Annotated in this window: 25 protein-coding genes; 1 reads left to right on the plus strand and 24 read right to left on the minus strand. The window is 48.4% G+C overall.

Annotated features, from left to right (window positions below; all coding sequences use genetic code 11):
* Positions 1-56: 56 nt before the first annotated feature.
* The 11 genes from panD to EDM52_RS24535 all read right to left on the minus strand — a co-directional run bounded on the left by panD (position 57) and on the right by EDM52_RS24535 (position 8,522).
* Positions 57-440: an aspartate 1-decarboxylase gene (gene panD / locus EDM52_RS06930; protein WP_057134039.1), complete on the minus strand. Its 384-nt coding sequence runs from the start codon at positions 438-440 to the stop codon at positions 57-59.
* Between the two features lie 39 nt (positions 441-479).
* The gene (gene panC, locus EDM52_RS06935; RefSeq protein WP_122908279.1) at positions 480-1,340 is read right to left on the minus strand and encodes a pantoate--beta-alanine ligase; all 861 of its coding nucleotides are present in this window, start codon (positions 1,338-1,340) and stop codon (positions 480-482) included.
* Positions 1,337-2,200, minus strand: a complete 864-nt coding sequence (panB, locus tag EDM52_RS06940) for a 3-methyl-2-oxobutanoate hydroxymethyltransferase (RefSeq protein WP_122908280.1) — start codon at positions 2,198-2,200, stop codon at positions 1,337-1,339. The genes panC and panB overlap by 4 nt, the downstream gene beginning before the upstream one ends.
* A 265-nt stretch (positions 2,201-2,465) precedes the next feature.
* Positions 2,466-3,449 (minus strand): biotin--[acetyl-CoA-carboxylase] ligase, encoded by a 984-nt coding sequence (locus EDM52_RS06945; RefSeq protein ID WP_122908281.1) that lies wholly within the window; start codon positions 3,447-3,449, stop codon positions 2,466-2,468.
* Positions 3,439-4,662, minus strand: coding sequence for a CCA tRNA nucleotidyltransferase (locus EDM52_RS06950; protein ID WP_245996643.1), 1,224 nt, complete (start codon positions 4,660-4,662; stop codon positions 3,439-3,441). Before EDM52_RS06950 ends, EDM52_RS06945 begins: the two co-directional genes overlap by 11 nt.
* A gap of 129 nt (positions 4,663-4,791) precedes the next feature.
* Entirely contained in the window at positions 4,792-5,925 is a 1,134-nt protein-coding gene (bshA, locus tag EDM52_RS06955) for an N-acetyl-alpha-D-glucosaminyl L-malate synthase BshA (protein ID WP_122908283.1), read from the minus strand.
* 19 nt (positions 5,926-5,944) lie between these two features.
* Positions 5,945-6,640 carry a bacillithiol biosynthesis deacetylase BshB1 gene (bshB1, locus tag EDM52_RS06960; RefSeq protein WP_122908284.1) on the minus strand — a complete coding sequence of 232 codons (696 nt, stop codon included), beginning with the start codon at positions 6,638-6,640 and terminating at the stop codon, positions 5,945-5,947.
* Positions 6,637-7,047, minus strand: coding sequence for a methylglyoxal synthase (locus EDM52_RS06965; protein WP_057134022.1), 411 nt, complete (start codon positions 7,045-7,047; stop codon positions 6,637-6,639). Before EDM52_RS06965 ends, bshB1 begins: the two co-directional genes overlap by 4 nt.
* A gap of 182 nt (positions 7,048-7,229) precedes the next feature.
* A complete protein-coding gene (gene dapB, locus EDM52_RS06970; RefSeq protein ID WP_122908285.1) occupies positions 7,230-7,982 on the minus strand; it encodes a 4-hydroxy-tetrahydrodipicolinate reductase in 753 nt (250 codons plus the stop codon).
* On the minus strand, positions 7,982-8,302 hold the full coding sequence (locus tag EDM52_RS06975; protein ID WP_057134062.1) for a nucleotide pyrophosphohydrolase: 321 nt from the start codon (positions 8,300-8,302) through the stop codon (positions 7,982-7,984). The genes dapB and EDM52_RS06975 overlap by 1 nt, the downstream gene beginning before the upstream one ends.
* A gap of 58 nt (positions 8,303-8,360) precedes the next feature.
* Positions 8,361-8,522, minus strand: a complete 162-nt coding sequence (locus tag EDM52_RS24535) for a hypothetical protein (protein WP_183184883.1) — start codon at positions 8,520-8,522, stop codon at positions 8,361-8,363.
* A gap of 64 nt (positions 8,523-8,586) precedes the next feature.
* On the opposite strand from EDM52_RS24535, the gene EDM52_RS06980 reads away from it, so the two are divergent.
* The gene (locus EDM52_RS06980) at positions 8,587-9,444 is read left to right on the plus strand and encodes a YitT family protein (protein ID WP_122908286.1); all 858 of its coding nucleotides are present in this window, start codon (positions 8,587-8,589) and stop codon (positions 9,442-9,444) included.
* Positions 9,445-9,504: 60 nt separating this feature from the next.
* Here the strand turns inward: EDM52_RS06980 and EDM52_RS06985 are convergent, their stop codons facing one another.
* From EDM52_RS06985 to aroA, 13 genes are all read right to left on the minus strand, one after another.
* Positions 9,505-10,320: a sporulation protein YpjB gene (locus tag EDM52_RS06985; protein ID WP_122908287.1), complete on the minus strand. Its 816-nt coding sequence runs from the start codon at positions 10,318-10,320 to the stop codon at positions 9,505-9,507.
* A 49-nt stretch (positions 10,321-10,369) separates the two neighbouring features.
* Positions 10,370-10,969, minus strand: coding sequence for a DUF1405 domain-containing protein (locus tag EDM52_RS06990; protein WP_122908288.1), 600 nt, complete (start codon positions 10,967-10,969; stop codon positions 10,370-10,372).
* Positions 10,970-11,043: 74 nt separating this feature from the next.
* Positions 11,044-11,838 (minus strand): menaquinol-cytochrome c reductase cytochrome b/c subunit, encoded by a 795-nt coding sequence (locus tag EDM52_RS06995; RefSeq protein WP_122908289.1) that lies wholly within the window; start codon positions 11,836-11,838, stop codon positions 11,044-11,046.
* Between the two features lie 13 nt (positions 11,839-11,851).
* Positions 11,852-12,523 carry a menaquinol-cytochrome c reductase cytochrome b subunit gene (qcrB, locus tag EDM52_RS07000; protein WP_122908290.1) on the minus strand — a complete coding sequence of 224 codons (672 nt, stop codon included), beginning with the start codon at positions 12,521-12,523 and terminating at the stop codon, positions 11,852-11,854.
* 1 nt (position 12,524) lies between these two features.
* Complete coding sequence (locus tag EDM52_RS07005; RefSeq protein ID WP_122908291.1) at positions 12,525-13,043, minus strand: Rieske (2Fe-2S) protein; 519 nt, start codon at positions 13,041-13,043, stop codon at positions 12,525-12,527.
* A 218-nt stretch (positions 13,044-13,261) separates the two neighbouring features.
* On the minus strand, positions 13,262-13,684 hold the full coding sequence (locus EDM52_RS07010; RefSeq protein ID WP_122908292.1) for a DUF2487 family protein: 423 nt from the start codon (positions 13,682-13,684) through the stop codon (positions 13,262-13,264).
* 93 nt (positions 13,685-13,777) lie between these two features.
* The gene (locus EDM52_RS07015; RefSeq protein WP_122908293.1) at positions 13,778-13,993 is read right to left on the minus strand and encodes an IDEAL domain-containing protein; all 216 of its coding nucleotides are present in this window, start codon (positions 13,991-13,993) and stop codon (positions 13,778-13,780) included.
* A gap of 114 nt (positions 13,994-14,107) precedes the next feature.
* Positions 14,108-15,241: a hypothetical protein gene (locus EDM52_RS07020; protein WP_122908294.1), complete on the minus strand. Its 1,134-nt coding sequence runs from the start codon at positions 15,239-15,241 to the stop codon at positions 14,108-14,110.
* Positions 15,242-15,350: 109 nt separating this feature from the next.
* Positions 15,351-16,295 carry a tetratricopeptide repeat protein gene (locus tag EDM52_RS07025; protein WP_122908295.1) on the minus strand — a complete coding sequence of 315 codons (945 nt, stop codon included), beginning with the start codon at positions 16,293-16,295 and terminating at the stop codon, positions 15,351-15,353.
* 115 nt (positions 16,296-16,410) lie between these two features.
* Positions 16,411-17,058, minus strand: coding sequence for a zf-HC2 domain-containing protein (locus EDM52_RS07030; protein ID WP_245996644.1), 648 nt, complete (start codon positions 17,056-17,058; stop codon positions 16,411-16,413).
* Positions 17,058-17,648: an RNA polymerase sigma factor gene (locus tag EDM52_RS07035; protein WP_122908297.1), complete on the minus strand. Its 591-nt coding sequence runs from the start codon at positions 17,646-17,648 to the stop codon at positions 17,058-17,060. The genes EDM52_RS07030 and EDM52_RS07035 overlap by 1 nt, the downstream gene beginning before the upstream one ends.
* 146 nt (positions 17,649-17,794) lie before the next feature.
* Complete coding sequence (locus tag EDM52_RS07040) at positions 17,795-18,916, minus strand: amidohydrolase family protein (protein ID WP_122908298.1); 1,122 nt, start codon at positions 18,914-18,916, stop codon at positions 17,795-17,797.
* Positions 18,917-19,290: 374 nt separating this feature from the next.
* The gene (gene aroA, locus EDM52_RS07045; RefSeq protein ID WP_122908299.1) at positions 19,291-20,571 is read right to left on the minus strand and encodes a 3-phosphoshikimate 1-carboxyvinyltransferase; all 1,281 of its coding nucleotides are present in this window, start codon (positions 20,569-20,571) and stop codon (positions 19,291-19,293) included.
* Positions 20,572-20,700 lie beyond the last annotated feature (129 nt).

The following is a 20,700-nucleotide window of genomic DNA, read 5'->3' on the forward strand; positions in this document are numbered from 1 at the left end:
AGGCGTGAGTACTTTCATTGTCTCACAAGGAGGTGGGCTCTATGCAAAGCATCTACTTAAAGGATTGTGGCATGAACTTCCTCTGCAATCAGCTGCTTGATCTTATTGTTTTCGTCCATAATGGCGACTCGCGGTGTGTACGTACGTGCTTCTTCATCCGTCATCATCGCATAAGCGATAATAATGACGATGTCCCCTTCCTGTACCAAACGTGCTGCAGCTCCGTTCAGGCAAATCACGCCGCTTCCTGCAGCACCCTCGATTACATAGGTTTCCAGGCGAGCACCATTATTGTTATTGACGATCTGTACTTTTTCATTGGGCAGAATGTCCAACGCGTCCAACAGGTCCTTGTCAATAGTAATGCTGCCTACGTAGTTCAGGTTGGCCTCGGTGACGGTGGCCCGGTGGATTTTTGCTTTCATCATGGTGCGAAACATTCGGTTTTCCTCCTCAGAGTAGGTCGAAAAATAGTGGATTTAGACGGTCTCAATCAGATTATCAATCAATCTCGTTTTTCCAAAGCGGACAGCGAGTGCTACGATGAAGGCTTCACCGTCTTTGAATTGCTCCAGCGTTGAGAGCTCCGGATAGCTCAAAATCTCTACGTAATCGATGGAGGCGAGAGGCATTTCGCTTATCATATTGATGATACGTGTGCGGACCTCAGCGGGAGAAGCTCCATCGCGAATCCAAGCTGCAGCTTCTCTCAAGGAACGGGACAAAACCAGTGCCTGTGTCCTTTCTTCCGCTGAAAGATAGACATTGCGAGAGCTCATCGCCAAGCCATCCGCTTCACGTATGATCGGGCAAGGAATGACTTGTACAGGGACGGACAGATCGTACGCCATTTGCGTCACGACTGCTACCTGCTGCGCATCCTTTTGGCCAAAAAAGGCAAAATCCGGCTGAACAATTTGAAAAAGTTTCATAACCACGGTAGAAACACCGTCGAAGTGACCGGGGCGCGAACGTCCACATAAGGGATTCGTTACGTTCGCCACGGAAATGTTGGTCAGGATCGGCTGGGGATACATCTCGCTTACAGTCGGTGTGAAAAGCAGATCTACTCCAGCTGAGCTAGCAAGCTCACGATCACGCTCCATATTACGCGGGTATTGCTCAAAATCCTCATTGGGCCCAAATTGCAGCGGATTGACAAAAATGCTCATGACGACCAGATCGCATTTTTCACGTGCTGCTTTTACAAGGCTAAGATGCCCTTCATGCAAATATCCCATGGTGGGCACGATGCCGATGCGTTGTCCTGCTCTCTTTGCTTCCGATATATGTTGTCGCATTTCTGCGATCGTGCTTACTTGCTGCAAGGTTTTGATCATCGTTTCGACACTCCTTCACCGTACAACTCTTGAATCGTCTCTTGATTCGCGTGAAACACATGCTCCGTAGCCGGGAACCTACGCCCTTCTACTTCCTCCATGTAGGATCGGACTGCAGCATGAATCTGCTCCCCTACGTCTGTATAACGTTTCACAAACTTGGGTGCAAGTTGTGAAGCGTACCCGACTAAATCATGGAATACGAGAACCTGGCCGTCGCACCTGACTCCTGCACCAATGCCAATGATAGGAATGTCCAATTTGCTGGCGATATGAGCCGCTACTTCTTCAGGGACACACTCCAGCACGATGGCGAAAGCACCAGCTTCCTGAAGAGCGTATGCGTCTTCCAAGAGCTTCTTCGCTGCTTCTATGTCGCGCCCTTGCACTTTGTACCCGCCCAACTGATGGACAGCCTGTGGAGTCAAGCCAATGTGACCTACTACCGGAATACCAGCCTGTACACAGCGTGTAACGATCGGGACAAGCTCACTGCCCCCTTCCATCTTCACAGCTTTTGCCAGGCCTTCCTGCATGAGTCTACCAGCGTTTTTCACCGCTTCTTCGACCGTTCCGTGGTAGCTGAGGAAGGGCAAATCAGCGACGACAAAAGAGGTTTTGGCTGCTCGGGTAACCGCTTTCGTATGGTGAATCATGTCTTCCATCGTCACAGGCACAGTAGAATCGTATCCGAGCACTACCATACCCAGTGAATCTCCGACCAAAATCATATCCACGCCTGCTTCCTCCACCAGTTTGGCGGTCGGATAATCATACGCAGTGATCATCGTGATCGGTGTCCCCTCTTCTTTTTTCTTGCGGATGAACGAGGTTGTTACCGGTTTGTTACGTTCTGCCATTCTTCAATCACCTTTCGTACGCGCAAAGGCCTGAGGAGATCAGGAACGCAAAAAACCTTCTCGCGCCGAATACGGGAGAAGGTTGTCCATACAATAAGAGACTGCTTGCGTCTTCAAGGATTCCTTCTGTCTCGGTCCACACAGGCTCTGAGCAGATTTTTGTCCAAACACATATTGGTATAGCTATTCACTTCAGACTTGCTTTTTACTCCAGGAGTGCCGTTCACTGTGATACAGCCTCCACTTTTGGAGTATAACAGAAAATTTATTCATTTGCACGATAATTGACATCCGCAGAATACACTTTATGTACCAGTCCAGCCTCGTCCTCAACCAGAAGCACGCCCTCTTCGTCGAGACCGATTGCACGCCCTTCAAGCTTTTTCGAAATCGTCTGGAGCGTGACCAAGCGGCCAATTGTGTAGGAATACGCTTCCCACTCCGACTTGATCGGCTGGAAGCCCTCGAGCAGGAATTGCTCGTATGTCTCTTCAAAAATGCGGCAAAATTGCTGGATGAAACGAACACGCGAGATGGCTTGGCCCGATTCGATTCTCAGAGAAGTCCCTACCTGTGCCAGTTCTTCTGGAAAATCACTTTCTACACTATTTACATTCAGTCCAATCCCAATCACCAGATAATTCACCCGATCAGATTCTGCATTCAATTCGGTCAAGATTCCGCAGACCTTTTTGTCGCCGATGAAAATATCGTTCGGCCATTTGATCTTGACAGGCAAACCCGTTTCCTCACGGATGGTTCTCGCAACACAGACAGCCGTGAGAAGTGTCATTTGCGGTGTTTTGGGAAGCGGAATGGAAGGGCGGACGATGAGACTCATCCAAATTCCCGTTCCTTTTGGAGAGTGCCACGGCCTTCCCAACCTGCCTTTTCCGCCAGTCTGCTGTTCAGCTAGTACCAGCGTTCCTTCTACCGCACCTTTTGCTGCCGCATCATGCGCTAGCGGCTGGGTCGAGACCACTTCATCATAGGCATACACGTGCTGACCAATCTTTTTCGTCCCTAATCCAGCGGTTATTTCCGCGGCAGATAATCGGTCTGGTGCCGTCAGGAGACGATAGCCCAGCTTGCGTACAGCCTCCACCTCATAGCCGTCACGTCGTAGTTCCTCGATATGCTTCCATACCGCCGTACGGGAGCAGCCACAGGTTTGACTCAGCTCCTCTCCCGAAATAAAACGGTCAGGCTGGTCATGGAACGCCTGCAGGATCACTTGCTTAATCTTCATCTAAAGCCACCTCTTTTTTTGCCGCAGCGATCAAGGCTTCTGGTGTGTTTGGTAATCCGTCATAAGCCGTTTGCTTTAACAGGCTCACCAAGACCCTTCCGATCCATTCTCCTTGCTTTTTTCCCAAGACAACGTACAGATCGCGTCCCGTCACGGCCAGTTCCTTTGTCGTCTTCACAGGCAATGCTTCATACACACTGTGAACGGCATCCTGAGCAAATCGTTCTTTTTGATTCCACCAGCATGCGAGCAGCAAGCTATTCAACTCTTGTGCGATTTCTTTACCTGTCTCCAACAAAATGGATTTCCACTCTACTTCATGAGGAGCATCCCACTGAGGCTGAACACGGTATAGCCAATCTACCAGGAGTTCGATCCTTTCACTGTCTCGTTTGGAAAACCGGAGAATTTCACATACTGCCTTGACCGCATCTGTTGAAAGACGCGCAGCGAACAACAGCAGCGTCCATTTTTGCGGTAGACTCGATAGATGTCTCAGACGCCAGGTGTGCTTTTTTGACTGTTCAAAGAGCTGCTCAAGCAAAGGGGAATAGGCAAATAGCTTTGCTTCACAAAGCCACTCGCACCCCTTTTCTGGTGACTGGCTCTTCAGCATTTTGTTCAGTTCCTCGCGCACTCTTTCTACCGCGATACGATCGAGCAGCGGTGCTGTCTGTTTCATGGCTGCCATCGTCCTGGTCTCTATTGAAAAATCAAGCTGGGCTGCAAACCTCACTGCACGCAGCAAGCGCAGTGCATCCTCCTGAAACCGTTCTGCAGGATTTCCAACCGCGCGTATGAGCTTCCGTGATAAATCTTCTCGCCCGGCAAACGGGTCTTGCAGGTTTTGATGCCGATCCATCGCCATTGCATTGATCGTGAAATCCCGCCGTTCCAAATCCAGTCGCAAATCTGAGACGAATTGGACAGTGCTGGGGCGGCGATAATCCTCATACTTTCCTTCTGTACGGTATGTAGTCACTTCAAATAGGAAACCGCCCTGCTTGACGGAAACAGTCCCGTGCTTGAGTCCAGTAGGTACATGGTCCGGAAAGAGAGAGATGACGTCGCCGGGATGGGCATTCGTACATATATCTATATCATGTACGGATCTACCCAGCAGCCAATCGCGGACGCATCCACCGACAAAAAAAGCTTCATAGCCGTTCTCTTCCAGCTTCTGCAGGATCCGTACCGCCTGATCATATCCCACGTAACTTCCCCCTGTTCCCGTTGCAACCACCTTACTCAATAAGGAGGCTTTATTCATGAGAATGCTCTATGGTTTCTTTATCCTCTTATCCAAGCTTCATCAGCTCGCAAAAGAGGCTCTTCATCGTCCCTAATTGCTTGTTTGTCCGATACCCAGCAGCTGCTCGTACAGCGCTTCATACTGCGAGGCAATCTTTTCATGGCAAAACGTTTGATTGGAACGATCAATGCTGTTTCTGGACAATTCCTGGTACAGCTTTTCATCTTTCAGCAGGCGAATGGTTGCTTGTGCCATCCCCTCAACGTCACCAATTGGGCGTAAATACCCGCATACACCATCCAGTACAACTTCAGGCAGACCACCAGCATCCGAGGTCACAGCAGGTACGCCGCATGCCATCGCTTCGAGGGCGACAAGCCCAAAGCTTTCTTTTGCAGAGGGCAGCAGCATTACATCAGCGAGAGATAAGACTTCCGCTACATCCTCCTGCTTGCCGAGGAAGCAAACATCATTTGTGAGGTCCCGCTCCGCTATCATCTTGCGCACGAGTCCCATTTCAGGTCCTTCTCCGATCAGAATCAGCTTGGATGGCACTTCTTTACGGACCTCGGAAAAGATGCGAATCACATCCGGCACCCGTTTTACAGGTCGGAAGTTGGAGATGTGCATGAGGATTTTCTCACCGTTTTTGGCAAATTTCTTTTTCAACGCTCCAACATTTTTTGGATAATAACGGCGCTTATCCACAAAATTGTAGACGGGAATGATTTCATTTTCTACATGCAAAAGCTCCCGAGTCTGACGGATCAGATCGCTCGATACAGCTGTCACCATATCACTTCGCTCAATTCCAAAGCGAATCATGTCACTCAGGTTGGAGTCATAGCCAAGTACGGTAATATCCGTTCCATGCAGCGTTGTCATGATCTTCAGATGATCCCCGACCATCTGCTTGGCGAGGAATGCACACAGAGCATGTGGGACAGCGTAGTGAACATGGAGCAAATCCAGCTTTTCGTTCTTCGCCACCTGAGCCATACGGTTGGCCAATGTCAGATCGTAAGGCGGATATTTGAACACATCGTAATGATTGACTTCTACTTCATGATAAAAAATATTTGGATGAAAGGCACCCAGGCGAAATGGCATTCCCGATGTTATAAAATGCACCCGGTGTCCGCGTTCCGCCAACAGCTTGCCTAATTCTGTCGCTACGACGCCTGATCCACCCAATGACGGATAGCAGGTAATCCCGATGTTCATACCAGGAGGTCACTCCTTCTTACAGATTCGGCAATACATACGGCGTTGCACTCATAAAGCCTTCTGCATAGCGCACACCAGCCTGCTGACCAAACAGCCGCTCACGGTACTCCACCATCTCCAGATAACCGTTTGTCAGAGGCGTATCCACGCTCTCCGCTTCCAGTTCAAACTGACTGCGATAGCAACGAAGAACGTCCAATTTCTCAGGGTAGACAGCAGTCACATCGACGACGACCTGTGGGGTTACAGTCGAGTTGATGAAGTAATAAAGCAGTTGTGCGGGGCGATAGGCAACAAGTGTCTCGCTCGGCTGATACTTGCGAATGCCGGACGAGAAGACAGCCTCACGTACGATACGGCTGACACTCTCGTGATCAGGATGCCGGTCTTGGAAGTAGGGAGCGAGGACAACCCGAGGACGGGTCTGACGAATCAATTCTACTACTCGTCTGATCGCTTCCTCCCTTACAGACTCCAAGCCACGATCCGGGAGGCCAAAATTGTATCTAGCACAGACGCCCAGCAGGCGATCAGCTTCGGCCGCCTCCTGTTGTCTGCGCTCTACATTTCCATTGGAAGATAACTCTGCATAGGTAAGATCCAAAATCCCTACTCGTTGTCCTTGCTTGGCTGCGAGGAGCAAACTACCTGATGCTCCTATTTCTACATCATCAGGGTGTGCCCCGATTGCCAAAATATCGAGAGAATTCATCGCTCATTCTCCTCATGCACGATTTCTCGCCAGTCCAGTTCTCCCCGCTCCAGCGCCCTGAGCAAAATCTCTGCTGTACCCAGATTGGTCGCGAATGGAATTTTGTGAACATCACACAGGCGCAGCAATGCGATAATATCCGGTTCGTGTGGCTGTGCAGTCAGCGGGTCCCTCAGGAAGATAATGAGATCCATCTCATTTTGGGCAATCATCGCACCGATTTGCTGATCTCCCCCCAAAGGACCTGACAAACACCGCTTCAGTGTTAAAGAGGTTGCATCCATGATCCGTTGTCCTGTCGTACCCGTGGCAAACAATTCATGCTCTGAAAGGATCGCTTCATAAGCAAGGGCAAGTTGGACAATCTCTTCTTTCATTCGGTCGTGGGCGATTAGAGCAATTTTCACACAAACCTCTCCCTTTTTTTACTTCGCACAAGCTGTTAAGAAAACTCTATCGAGGCTTACGACCGCGTTTTAGCGGAAAGTTTTACAGAGGTAATGCCAGATGCGGACGCTGAGGCACCTTGTCATGCGCTCCGGAATTCATAACCTTAAAGTTTATGAATTCCTACATGTTAAACAAATGTTTAATCAATCAAATGTTCCAATCCATAAATAAAGCCATTCATATTCATGACAGCTTTAATCGCCATGTTCACTCCTGGCATAAAAGATTCCCGGTTGATCGAGTCGTGTCGAATCGAAAGTGTTTGACCGGTCGCCCCAAACAATACTTCCTGATGGGCTACCATACCTGGCAAGCGGACACTATGAATACGGAAGCCATGGTATTCAGCGCCACGTGCTCCAGGAATCGTCTCTTTTTCTTCCGGATGACCTTGCTTGTACTCCTCACGCACAGCAGCGATCATTTCCGCCGTTTTTAACGCTGTACCGCTAGGAGCATCCAGCTTGCGATCGTGATGCAGCTCGATAATTTCCACGTGAGGCATGTACTTGGCCGCCATCGCAGCAAATTTCATGCATAAAATGGCCCCGATCGCAAAGTTGGGTGCTACGATGCAGCCCAGCTCTGCTTCTTCAAAGCGTTTGGTCATTTCCTGAATCTGCTCGGGTGTTAAGCCCGTTGTTCCAACGACAGGTCGAACGCCGTTTTGCAAACAAATCTCCAGGTGTCGGTATACACTGTGCGGAGTTGTAAAGTCGACGAGCACGTCTGGTCTCATCTCTTCCATTCTGGCACGAACAGCAGCGTCATCGCCTCTTGTATCCAATGCCCCTGTATATACAAATTGCTCGTCTTGCCCGAGCATGTTTACTACTTCTTGTCCCATGCGACCATTCGCACCTGCTACTGCTACTCGAATCTGCTTGTCCATTACTCCGTCTCCTCTATTCTCGTCCAGCGATCTTTATCTCTCGTGTTGAATTTGTGCATGATACGATCAAAGGCTTCCTGCATATCGATACCAAGGGAGTTGGCGAAGCACAGGACAATAAAAAATACGTCACCAAGCTCTTCTTCCACCGTCTTTTCGCCTTCGTCTGTTTTCTTGGGCTTTTCCCCGTAGAAATGATTGATCTCCCTCGCCAATTCGCCTACCTCTTCGGTCATGCGGGCCATCATGGCCAGTGGAGAAAAATAACCTTCTTTAAACTGCGATATGTATTGGTCCACTTCCTGTTGAATCTCCTGCATGGTTTTCTTTTTCTGTTCCACTCGGGCCACTCCTCTTTTACCTTTTACGTCCTTTCACTTATCGTAACTGAAAAGCCCTGGTTTGCCAAATCTGAAAAATCGCTTTTTCGACAGATGCTGCACTTCCACGAACTTCATCGCTCAACACGGTTTTCTCATTGCTGCTGACTTTAACTTTATTTTCCTGCTTTGTTATCATATAATGACTCTCGACGATCACTTGCCCGCCCCTCCCCTCTTTCAGACATATTCACGCTCTGGCTGCGGGCAAACAGGAGGACAAAATGAAATTACGTTTAGACAGCATCATCGCCATTATTGTAGGATCTGCAATTATGGGATTTGGCATCAACTCCTTTAATATTCCTAATCATTTGGCTGAGGGCGGTATTACAGGGATCAGCATTTTGATCAAGCTGCTTTTTCCTGCAATTGATCAAGGGATTGTCTTTTTTGTACTCAACATCCCACTGTTCTTCCTTGGTTGGAAGATTCTCGGCCGTACATCATTCATCTACACAATCTTAGGAACGGTGTCTCTTTCCGTGTTTCTCTCCTTGTTTGAAAATACACTCCCCCTTCCGATGGAAGACAGGCTGCTCGCTTCGCTTTACGCTGGTGTGGCTGTAGGCGTGGGGCTAGGTATCATCTTTCGCTACGGAGGCACAACCGGTGGCGTCGACATTATCGCCCGATTGCTGCAAAAATATTGGGGAGTAAGTATGGGGCGAACCCTTTTTTTAGGGGATATCCTCGTTATTGGCGCCTCTCTGATATACCTCAATCTCGAAAGCGCCATGTACACCCTGGTTGTTGTCTTTATCGCAGCACGTGTCATCGACTTTTTCCAAGACGGTGCGTATGCGGGCAAAGCTTTGACCATTATTTCCGATAAAGCGGAAGAGATTTCGAAACAAATTCTGGAGTTCGGCCGGGGAGTTACACTTCTGTCCGGGAAGGGCGCTTTTTCCGGAGCAGAAAAGCAAGTCGTGTATGTCGTGATCAGCCGTAACGAGGTCATGCGATTTAAAAATATCGTGCAAGAGATCGATCCGCATGCCTTTCTGATCGTCAACGACGTACACGAGGTGCTGGGAGAAGGCTTTACTCTCGACGAGAACAAAAAACCCATTCACGATTGATCCACGATCCGTATACAAACAAAAACCTTGCTCGATTAGGAGCAAGGTTTTTCATTTTGATTACGTCGAGCGAAATTCTCCTTCATACTTACGATAGGCCACATAGGAAAGAGCAACAATCACCGCTATAGAGATACTGGTTGTGATCAGCAAAGGTGAATCCGGTCTCATCATGAGACGTGTAAAGGTGCTTTTTTCTTCCCCAACAAACGCATCTTCCAGATCACTATTCAAATTGCGCAATGCTTCTCTGACCAATTGCCAATCCTTGTCGCCCTTTCGGATCTCTTTGGATATCATCTCATAGGTTGAGGTTATCCCGGTCATTTTCGCTTCCTCGAGTTGAATGCTCATCGCGGGCTTGATCGCCAAAAACAATCGATAGTTTTCTTCAAATTGCTCTCGAAACGCCTCAAAGTCCCGCTCCACGGCAGCTTGCTGCAGGTTTTGTACCTGCGTTATGAATGATGGGTAATAGCTGCGCCACATGGGTTGTTGATCATTGGTCAATGCATCTATGGCGATGCGAACCCGGGTTGCATGCCAGAGTAGTTGCTGTTCATTCTCACTCGGGGAATGGATGCTTTGCTTGGCTGCGAGAATCGACTGCGTTACTGCGTTTAAGGTATCGATTCGTATGGGAATGGGCAAATGCTGATTAGGAAACCGAAGCGCAAGTAGGTCGATACGTTCCCTAGCACCCTCCAAGTCCCCTTTTTTCACATTCGTAAGCAGTTGTTGTGCAATCTGATCCAAATCAGCCAATTGCTTCTCTTCCACCGGTTGAGCCAGCCGCGTGTACAGACTGTGGATGGGCCACGACAAAAAGATGCCAATCAACAGGAAAATGGATAGATAGCGGATGTTTTTCTTCAACGCAAAAAACCTCCTTTCCCTTGTAAAGATTATGGAAAGGAGGACAAGATTAGACCTTGTTTCTCGTGAACATCTGATTTGTAAACCAGATGACCCCTATGGAAATCAAACTCAGCAATACGGTGAACAGGCCAACGATTCCGGAATATGGGTCAAGAACAGCAGGTAGCCAAGGATGAATGTTCATGACGTAGTCAAGAAAGTCGTTGTTCAATGTCCACAGAGCTGCAATTCCAACTGGCAAAATACTCAGCTTGAAAAAACGTGCATACAAGACTGATTCAATAGCCATCCCTGCATGCGAGACGATCAGCATGATATCTGTCCATCTCACTTCATTTCCCATTATCCACCCAGCAAGGATGATACAAACTGCCCAAACTCCATATTTAAAATTGGTAATGCCCGCTAATGCTTCCAGAACAGGAATGTGGCGACCCAACAAATAAGTAAGCAGGACGAGCGTAAACAATCCACTACCGGTCGGACTATCTGGGACGAAGGGGCGCAAGTACACTGGGGTTTCTGCCAGTTGGTTACCATACCAGATGAATCCGTATATGGTACCCAGTAGGTTCACGACAAACAGCGTCCAAAGAAACCATCTTTTCCCCAAGGATTGCCTAAACCACTCCCATATCCAGACCATGATCATCGTCTCCCGCTGTATGCGCTGAAAGAAAAAGCTGACCGAACCTCAGCCAGCTTTTTTCTCTATATAGCTTATTTCAGGCTTGCCAGGTAATCAGCAAGTTTTTGGATTTCTGCATCATCCTTGATCATACCGCCTGGCATCGCAGGTGGTACGCCATTTTTGATGATGTCAGCGATTTGAGCTGCATCCAATTTGCTACCAATAGTCTGCAGGTTCGGCCCCATGCCGCCCTCCAAGTCCTTACCGTGGCAACCCATGCAGCTTTGTTGCGCTTTCCAAACAGCATCAGCCGTAAAGCTGGATTCTGCAGGAGCAGGTGCTTCAGCAGCAGGAGGTGTTCCAGGATCGGAACCAGCAGAGTTTTTGTGTTTCAGATGTTGAGCTTCGTCGTTTGCAGCCCATGTCAGATAAAAAATCCCCACGAGAGCGGTCAACATGAGACCAGTCGCAACCGGACGTTTGGATGGACGACGTTCTTTACCTGCATCCAACCAAGGAGCCAACATCAGGGCACCAAAAGCGATACCCGGAATTCCAAGAATACCGATGACGACCCAGTCCCCGGATGCCCATTTGTATTTCAGCAACTGGTACAAGAACAAGAAGTACCAGTCAGGCAATGGGAGGAACGAGGTGTCGTTCGGGTTTGCTTTGTCGGTCAATGGCGACGGATGAGATACGGTCAAGATCAAAAAACCGACCAAGCAAACTGCTGCAACCATCCACTCTTTCAACAGGAAATTCGGCCAGAATGGCTCTGTTTTTCCCGGAAAGTCGGAGTAGGATGGAGAAATGTTAGGGATGCGCTTCGCCGATACTCGGGAGTCTCCAACGAAGGTAGCATCTTTATCCTGTTTTGCCATGCTATTTCCTCCTTTATAGTGGACCCGAGATACCTTGAGAGCGAATCATCACAAAGTGAGCTGCCAACAGTCCGAACAGGCCAGCCGGCAAGAAGAATACGTGAATCGCGAAGAATCGTGTGAGGGTTTGCGCCCCTACGATCTCTCCACCTGTGAGCAACATTTTTGCATATGGACCAATCAACGGCACGGAGTCTGCAATCTGCAAACCTACCTTAGTCGCGAAGTATGCAGTGTTGTCCCAAGGGAGCAGGTAACCGGTGAAACCAAGACCAAGCATGACGAAGAAAATCAGTACGCCAACAACCCAGTTCAATTCACGCGGTTTTTTGTAAGCACCAGTAAAGAATACGCGCAGTGTGTGCAGGAACATCATGACGATAACCAAGCTGGCACCCCAGTGATGCATCGCACGAACGATGGAGCCGAAAGCTACTTCGTTTTGCAGGTATTTTACCGATTCGTAAGCGTTGATGATGTCTGGTACGTAGTACATCGTCAAGAACATACCCGACAGGATTTGAATAACGGTAATAAAGAACGTTAATCCACCAAAGCAGTAAACGAAAGCAGAAAAATGATGTGCAGGGTTCACGTGCTCAGGTACTTCGTGGTCGGCCAGGTCACGCCACATTGGAGTGATATTCAGGCGTTCATCGACCCAATCATACATTTTTTGCAACATCTTAACCACTCACCCCCGGACGAGGATTTGCTTTAACAGCGCCCAGATAAAGCTTTCCGTCTTTAATTTCTGTTTCGTACTCGTCTAGGGATGCAGTAGGCGGCGTACCCAGAATGTGTTCACCGTTAATTGCATAGCGGCCCATGTGGCATGGACAAAAGTACTCATTTGGAAAATCAGGGCCTGTGTTCCAGTCAACCGTACAGCCTAAATGCTTGCATATTGGGGAGAGAGCCAGAATCGAACCGTCATCCATTTTACGAACCCATGCAGACAGTGTGGTTTCTGATTCATACCAACCGTCCTTGGTATGTACCTTAAACTCGACGCGCTTTGGTTCAGCTCCGAATTCGTCCGGACTGCCAACAGCAACTTTATCTCCACCGGTATGTCCCTGGAGCAGTGGATCTACCGCAAAGCGAAGCATTGGGGTAATCATTCCTGCAGCAAGAAACCCGCCCGTTCCCATCAGTGCGTAGTTTAGAAATGTACGTCTGGAAATTTCGCGTTTATCGCCCATATCTTTTCCCTCCTTATCCTGTAAAATAGCGCAACGATGGCGTTTTCATACATATACACTAGGTCAATCCCAATCATAGCTAACGCCTATTCAGATGTCAAGATTGTCCAAAGGACATGATCGAAGTCTACCCAGATAAAAAAGAGATTGTTACCATTTTGTCAAAAATAGCACCTTGTCTTCTGCCTGTTTTCTAGTATGACCCAAATTCCTCCTCTCTATTGAGCCCGATTTTTCTGCCAATATCGAATAACCTCTTTGTACAGGACATCGACGGTTACTTCAAATCTGAGTGCCGAATCCAATTCTTCCTCCCCTACCGAAAGCAACAGCACATCTGCATGGCTGTCTGCCGGGCGAAAAGAGTCACTGCTAAAATGGAGCAACACTGCATGCGTAAATTCTTCTGGCACCTTTTGCACCAGGGGCTCGTCCGTGAAGTGATAATTCATAGGGAACAAAAGGACTCTCCCCTTCAATTTTTGCTCAATTCCGGCCGCAACATTCAATAAATAATTCATGCGCAGGACATGCTCCTGCACCGAAAAATGGGACCGGTACAAATAAAGAGGGAGTAGTGCGGTATCAACAAACTGCCGCAACTCCTCCCAATTTTCCAGTTCATTCGTATTCCATTGCATGGCCAAAGACTCCTCTGCTCGTAGATTATGGAAAATAGCGTACCATGAATCTGCGAAGACTGGCAATCTGCTGGAGTCGCTCTATTAGCCGAGTCATTTTTGCTCGTAAGCCATGATTTCCTTCAGTTCACCTGTAAGCTGCAAAAAAACTTCTTTATTCTTGGTAGCCAGCGCTTGGTCGATTTCTTTATACAGCTCACGCTTGCGATACATGCGCATCTGCTCGTCTATGACGATCTCGGACAACAGACCGGATACCATTTGATTGTTTGTTCCGTACGCGTTGGAATAGAAATTCAGCCACTCCATACCCATCCCTCACTTTTTTCAACTTGGTTCCGCCTTGCCATGTCGGCGGGTTTTCGTACCCTGTGGGCACCTTTACGCGAACAATGAGCCTACAAGATCAAGCATGCAATCTTGTTATCCATGCCTGTCACCCAATAAAATCGTGGTTTCGGTGAAACCGTTGTATTTACGAAGCCAGGTTTGGCTTGCATATGTAGCGGAGTAAAGCCAATTACCCTCCTGGTCTTGTCCGACTCGCAGCAAGCCCAGATGCACCATCATCTTGCATACGCGGTTCGTCAGCACCTGAAAGGAATCGTCATAGTAAAATTCTTTGACCCAGTCCAGCAGCGTCTGTGTCAGGGCCTGCTGGCTGACCCAACCGCCAGCCACTATCATCGGGATCAGCTGAACCAGCATGGGCAGATTCGGAATCGGCTTTTTGTACAGCCTGATCCAAAAACGAATAAGATCATGGTACAGCTGGTCTTCATACTGCTGCACCAACCGCTCTCTGCCAGCCTCGGTCAGCCCCACCTTCCCTCCTGATTCCTCAATCCACCCTTTGTAGTAGCAGAAGTCGTACAGCAAGGAAAAACGGTCAGGGTACAGATCGAAGTGCAGTCCGTAGCCGAAGCGCCACTTTTGCGGCAATAACGGCTCTTCCTTCACGTATAAGAATTGAAAAAGCTGTTGTTGATGACGTTTGTACATACCGCCCTCAGCAGTCAATGGTACTGGCTCCTGCTGGAGAAATTGTAAAAATTGCATGATATCATCGCAGAGCGCCGTTCCTTCATCCCGATACGCGTCGATCTCCACAAGATCTAGCATGCGATATTCCTTTCGCCAGTTTTCCAGCCACGCCTGCAAGTAAGGCTCCCTGATATCCACAGGTATCTGGTACTGTCCCACCGCTTTGCTTTTGATCGGATAAATCCAACCCCTTTTCATCGACGCTGCTACGTATCGCCGAGCTTCCTCTTGCTTTCTTTCCTTGATTCCATCCAGCGCCAATCCTGCCTTGGCGAGAAGGTCTTCCAAGGACATCACTGTTCGTCTGTCGAGAAAGAGCAGTAAAAGGAAATGGGTTTCTTCCTTGGTCAATTGGGAAACTTCCTGCGCGATTGTCAACCGATGTCGCAAACTGGACAACAGAGACGTAATGAGTTCATTTTTAGAATGAGGGTTGCATTCGCATCCGTAATGGTTGGCAATCTGATGGAGCTGCCGGATATCGGTATACACCAAGATCTCAGCCAAGTTCATCTGTGCATCCCTTCTTTACGATTGTCTGCGTTTAACCCTCATTCTTGCCAGATTACGGAAAAATAAACAGGAAGCCACCTGAGTGACTCCCTGTTTTTACGTGTAGCGCTTATTCTTCGTTCGTCTCTTCGTCCCATTGTTTGAGCAGATGCTGGTATTCCTTGGCTTCATCGTAGCGGCCAGCTTGTGTCAACAGCGCGATCAAGCGCTTGATATGATCTAGATCAAATCCGGACAAATCTACGTATTTTTGTAACGATTCGATGGCTTTTTCGCTTTTACCCAGCGACAGATAAATGTCTGCTGCCAGCGGGTAGGCGGCTACGTACTCTTCGTCCAATGCGTGCAGGCTGTTTACCAGCTCCATCGCTTCCTCCAGACGTCCGAGATGGAACGCCATTAAAGAGCTTCCATAGAGAACCTCTGCCGAGCGATCCAGCACGAGCGCTTGTCGAAATACTTGATAGGCCTGTTCGAACTGGCCATTTTGAGCCATTGACCGTCCTTTAGTCAAGAGCAGCTCCAAGCTCTCCTCGCCGGCTTGCTCCAATAGTCTCATGGCTTCCTCATCGTTTCCGATTCGGAAATGCAAATTGCCCAACGCTGCCAAAATGTCCTGATTATCCGGCTCTTTTTGACGTGCCTGCTCCAAATATTTGACGGCTACCTCATCCAAGTCCTGAAGTGCGTATAGATCCGCGAGAAGCAAATCCAGTTGGATGCTTTCCACTCCGGATTCCTTGCATTCGTACAGTAAATGCTGGGCCGTCTCAAAATCACCCGAATCCAATGCTATCTCAGCCAAGAGCATTTGACACTCTCTGCGCTTCGCAGGTTCCATATCCAGATTCTTCTGAAGGATATCAGACAGCAAGCTGGAGGCTTCATCAAGGTGACCGAGCTGATACCAGACCTCAGCCAGGTACATCATGACATCTGGTATGTCTTTGCCGTGTTCTTGCACTTTTTGCAGAGCTGTCAAGCCCAGCTCTACTTCGTCGTTCTCAATGCGCTTGATTGCTTCGTCTATGACGTAGAGCCATTTTTTCGGCATCCCATCTCACCTCATATGTATGGTCGGGTTGTTCCATATAGCAAACCTCAATACGAGGCTCCCGATACAAAAGACCGTCCGAGGACGGTCTTTTCATTACTTTGATCATATACCATTATACCCGAGTTAGCCAGCTCATTGTTAAGACAGTAATTAAAATACCAAAAACACTGAGGACGATGCTGTAATTCGGTTTGGCATAATCTTGATTGACTGGCTTTCCATCTAGAGGAACGATGGAAGCAGTCGCGTACTCCAATGTCTCTTCCTGACTAGAAAATGGAGCATTCTCCACGACATAGGTGCCGTTATCATCTTGCATGGAAGAGGAAATCACTTGTGCTTTCGAAGAATCCATCGCCATTAGCTCGCCATCAATCATCAACGAATTGGCGTGCTCTGTTGAACTGGTATTCAAGTAAAGCGTAAACGTGAATAGCATCAATAAAATGGCAGCAGCACTTGCACCCATTCTTCTCATTTTCGCCGTTACGGTAAAGATTTTCCGACCAATCGGAATCGCCCATTTCTCCTCCGAGAGAATTCTGGCCATCACGGCGTCGACAATGGAGCGGGATGGTGTGACAGCGTGATACTCTTCCATATCAGCTTTCATCCACTCTCCGCTGTCTGACCACAATTCGTAATCCGAACGACAGGCATAGCACGTTGCCATATGGTTGTCAACGCGCCTCTGTGTCACTTCGGACAGCAGGTTCTCGGCGTATTCAGGCAGGATTTCCTGAACTTCTTCACATCTCATCATCGATTCATCCCTTCAGCTTCATCCAAATGAGGGTCCAGGATGTAGTTTTCCAACTGTCCTTTTATACTTTGCCGGGCACGGAACAACAACGATTTGACAGAGCTCACGGTCAGATCCAGAATCGTAGCAATTTCGCTGTAATCCATCTGTTCGTACTCTCGCAGGATCAAGGCAGAGCGCTGCTTTTCAGGCAGACTGTTGATTGCCTGTCGTACCATGCTTTCCCGCTCGTTGCGCAGCAGTACCTGTTCAGGCAGACCACCTGCAGAAGCCGTTGGAACCTGCAGCGTGTCCTCCAGGTAAACATCTGAGTTGCGACTTTTGCGCAGCTCACTCAGGACACTGTTGCGGGCAATCGTATAAAGCCAGGTGGAAAAAGTTGCTTCTACATCTCGGAAAGAATGAATGCTTTTATACGCCTTGTAAAACGTCTCCTGACAGATATCCTCTGCGATGTGCTCCAGATGGGCTTGACGTAATAAGTGTGTGACAAAGGAGAGGATCTTTTTTTCATATCGACGAATCAGTTCAGCATAGCATTCCAGATTACCTTCTTTAATCTCTCGGATAAGCTGGGAATCGGTCATGTTCAGGATTACCTCCTTGCGATTCCGATCCCTCAGCGACCTTTTGCCTAATTAGACCGCTGGGGAGCTAAAAAGTTGCGCTAACATAAGATCTTTTTCTAGACCTGCAGCAAGAATCCTTTACGAAAAAATCCCCTCATATGGGGCTAAATGACATAAGAATAGGGCTTGGTGCCACATAGACACCTACCCATGCCCACGCTTGGTATAAAAGTCATATCTCGATATATCCACTTACCGTTCGACATAACAGAAGTTGGAAGATCGATTTCACTAAATTTGAGAATAGTGGAAAGATCGTGCTTTGTCAACCAAATATCCTTTTTCAGGAAAAGGATATCTGCATCCGCCCCTGGAGCCAAAGTCCCCTTACGCGGGTAAAGCCCTACTGCCTTCGCTACGTTCCGGGATGCCAGCCGTACAAGCAAGCTCAGCATTTCCTCTCCTTTACACCATGGACGGCGATTGTCCACATGAATGTCCTGGATGGAAGCTGCGATCGGATAGTTCCCGTACCAATGCTGATACAAGGTTCGAAGTCCGCGCTCTGTCTGATCTCCTCCCAGCAAAAAGAGGTGATAGAAAAGATCTACCTCATCCGATCCGCTAATCGGAAGATGGTGTTCCACCACTGTACGAATCTTCCAATATCGTGTTGTTTCCAGCCACCTGTTCCTGAATTCTTCCCGTTCATTCTTGCCGTTCAAGCCTTTCTTCGGCAGATGGAGATGTATCATCGCTCTATATGACGTGAGTACCTGTGAAATTGTTTCCCAGTCTATCGTGGAAATATCTCCCTTGTCACGAACCGTCAGATGGAAGGCCGTGTAGCCTTGCCTGCACCACTCCAAGACTTCACTCGGTGTAAAACGGGAGGTTTCCAAACCAATATGCCAGACATAATCGATCAAGCTGTTGTAATGACTGGATTGCAAGTAATTTACTTGCGACCGGTTCATCCATGCTTCTGGTGCAAGAATGTCAACAAAGCTTGTACAACCGGATTGCACCATTTTGCGCATCGCCTGCAAGTAGTGGACGCCTGTTATTCTCTGCAGCCCGGAACCGGGTGCAAGCGTGACGAATCCGGGCAACAAATACATGCCTGTCGCATCGATTTCTATCGGCATCTTTGCGTTACCTTTTTTCTTCAGGGTATCTCTCCCCCAGCGTTGGATCTTCCCATTCTCTACCCACAGATCCGTTTCCACCAGTCCAAGCGCTGTGACGACTGATCCTCCTCGAATGACCATCTCCTGCTCATGCATGGCTCGTCCCTCCCCATTCAGAACCCGAGCTGCTTTTGTACAAGCATATGAACCGGAATGGGGAAAGATGAAAAGATCGTTCCGACGTTTTGGAACAAAAAAAGACCGCCGATGAAAACGCATTCATTCGACGGTAGCACGATATGTGCACTTTATATTGGATAGGAGTGGAGAGAAACCATACTGTATTTTTATAATAAACGGAATGTAAGCGCTTGTCAAATCATTTTTGCTAAAAAACGGTATACTTTGAAAGTTTTTTTACTGAGTAATATTTTTTCATAAAAAGAAGCCTACTTCAATCAAAATGATGAACTTCTGTCCCTAAGAAAGAAAAGCCCACTACATTTCGTGGGCTTTCTACCAAGAAACTTCTATTGACTGATTCGCTGCAAAAGTTCAGCAAATCCAGGGAAAGAGACGTTGATAGCCTCATCGTTCTCGATGACGGTCTCTCCTTCTGCCACGAGTCCAGCAATAGCCATAGCCATTCCGATTCGGTGATCTCCCATGCTGTCGATCACTGCACCGTTTAATTTGGCGCTTCCCTCGATAATCATGCCGTCATCAGTCGGTACGATATTCGCGCCAAACTTGGACAATTGACTTACGACTGTGGCGATCCGGTCTGTTTCTTTGACCTTCAACTCCTGCGCATCGCGAATGACAGTTTGTCCATTCGCTTGTGTAGCCATGACTGCAATCACCGGGATCTCATCGATGAGACGCGGAATGATATCACCTGCGATCTCGATCCCTTGCAAGCGGGAGTAGGTTACCAACAGATCAGCGACAGGCTCTTCGTTCACTACGCGCTCGTTGAGCAGCTCCAGGCTTCCCCCCATCGCTTTTACGACATCAATAATCCCTGTACGACTTGGATTGATTCCTACATTTTCAATCAAAAGCGAGCTGCCAGGTACCATCATGACAGCAGCAATCAAAAATGCTGCAGACGAAATATCGCCAGGCACGTGAATCGCGCGCCCTTGAAGCTCCTGACCACCTTTGACCCGAACCGTGAGACCATCGCGCTCCACGTGCACACCGAAAGCCTGCAACATTCTCTCGGTATGATCGCGAGACAAGTGTGGCTCCGTTACACTAGTCTCACCTTCTGCCTGCAAACCTGCCAGCAGGATCGCAGACTTTACTTGAGCGCTGGCAACCGGGGACTCGTACGACATTCCCTGAAGTTGTCCTCCGCGTATAGAAAGTGGCGTATACTCGCCATCCTTGCGTCCATCGATTTTTGCACCCATTTGTCGCAGCGGTCCAATCACACGTCGCATCGGGCGCTTGGCAATGGATTCATCCCCTTCCATGACTACATGAAAGGGTTGGGTTGCCATGATCCCTGCCATCAGTCGGATCGTGGTACCAGAATTGCCAACATCTAGTCTTGCTGTTGGTTCCTGCAAGCCAAACCAGCCTTGTCCCTGCACTGTTACTCGATCGCCTTTTTGTTCAATCTGAATGCCCATTTGCTGAAAGCACCCGATGGTACTCAAGCAGTCCGCACCGGGCAAAAATCCTTCAATGGTTGTCGTTCCCTTGGCAAGCGCTCCAAACATGACCGCTCTGTGCGATATGGATTTGTCACCAGGAACACGGATTGTTCCCTTGATTTGATTGGTTGGTTGAACACGAAGCACACGTACACTCCCCTTCTTAACGTATAGGAATATAGAAGCGCCAAGCTTATGAATCAGGAGCGCATAAAAACGCAGTCGCTCATCTTGAATAAGCCTCGATTGAGGTTTTTTATCTTGGCAGTCATGCTG

The organism is Brevibacillus invocatus (assembly GCF_003710915.1).
Classification (GTDB): Bacteria; Bacillota; Bacilli; order Brevibacillales; family Brevibacillaceae; genus Brevibacillus; species Brevibacillus invocatus.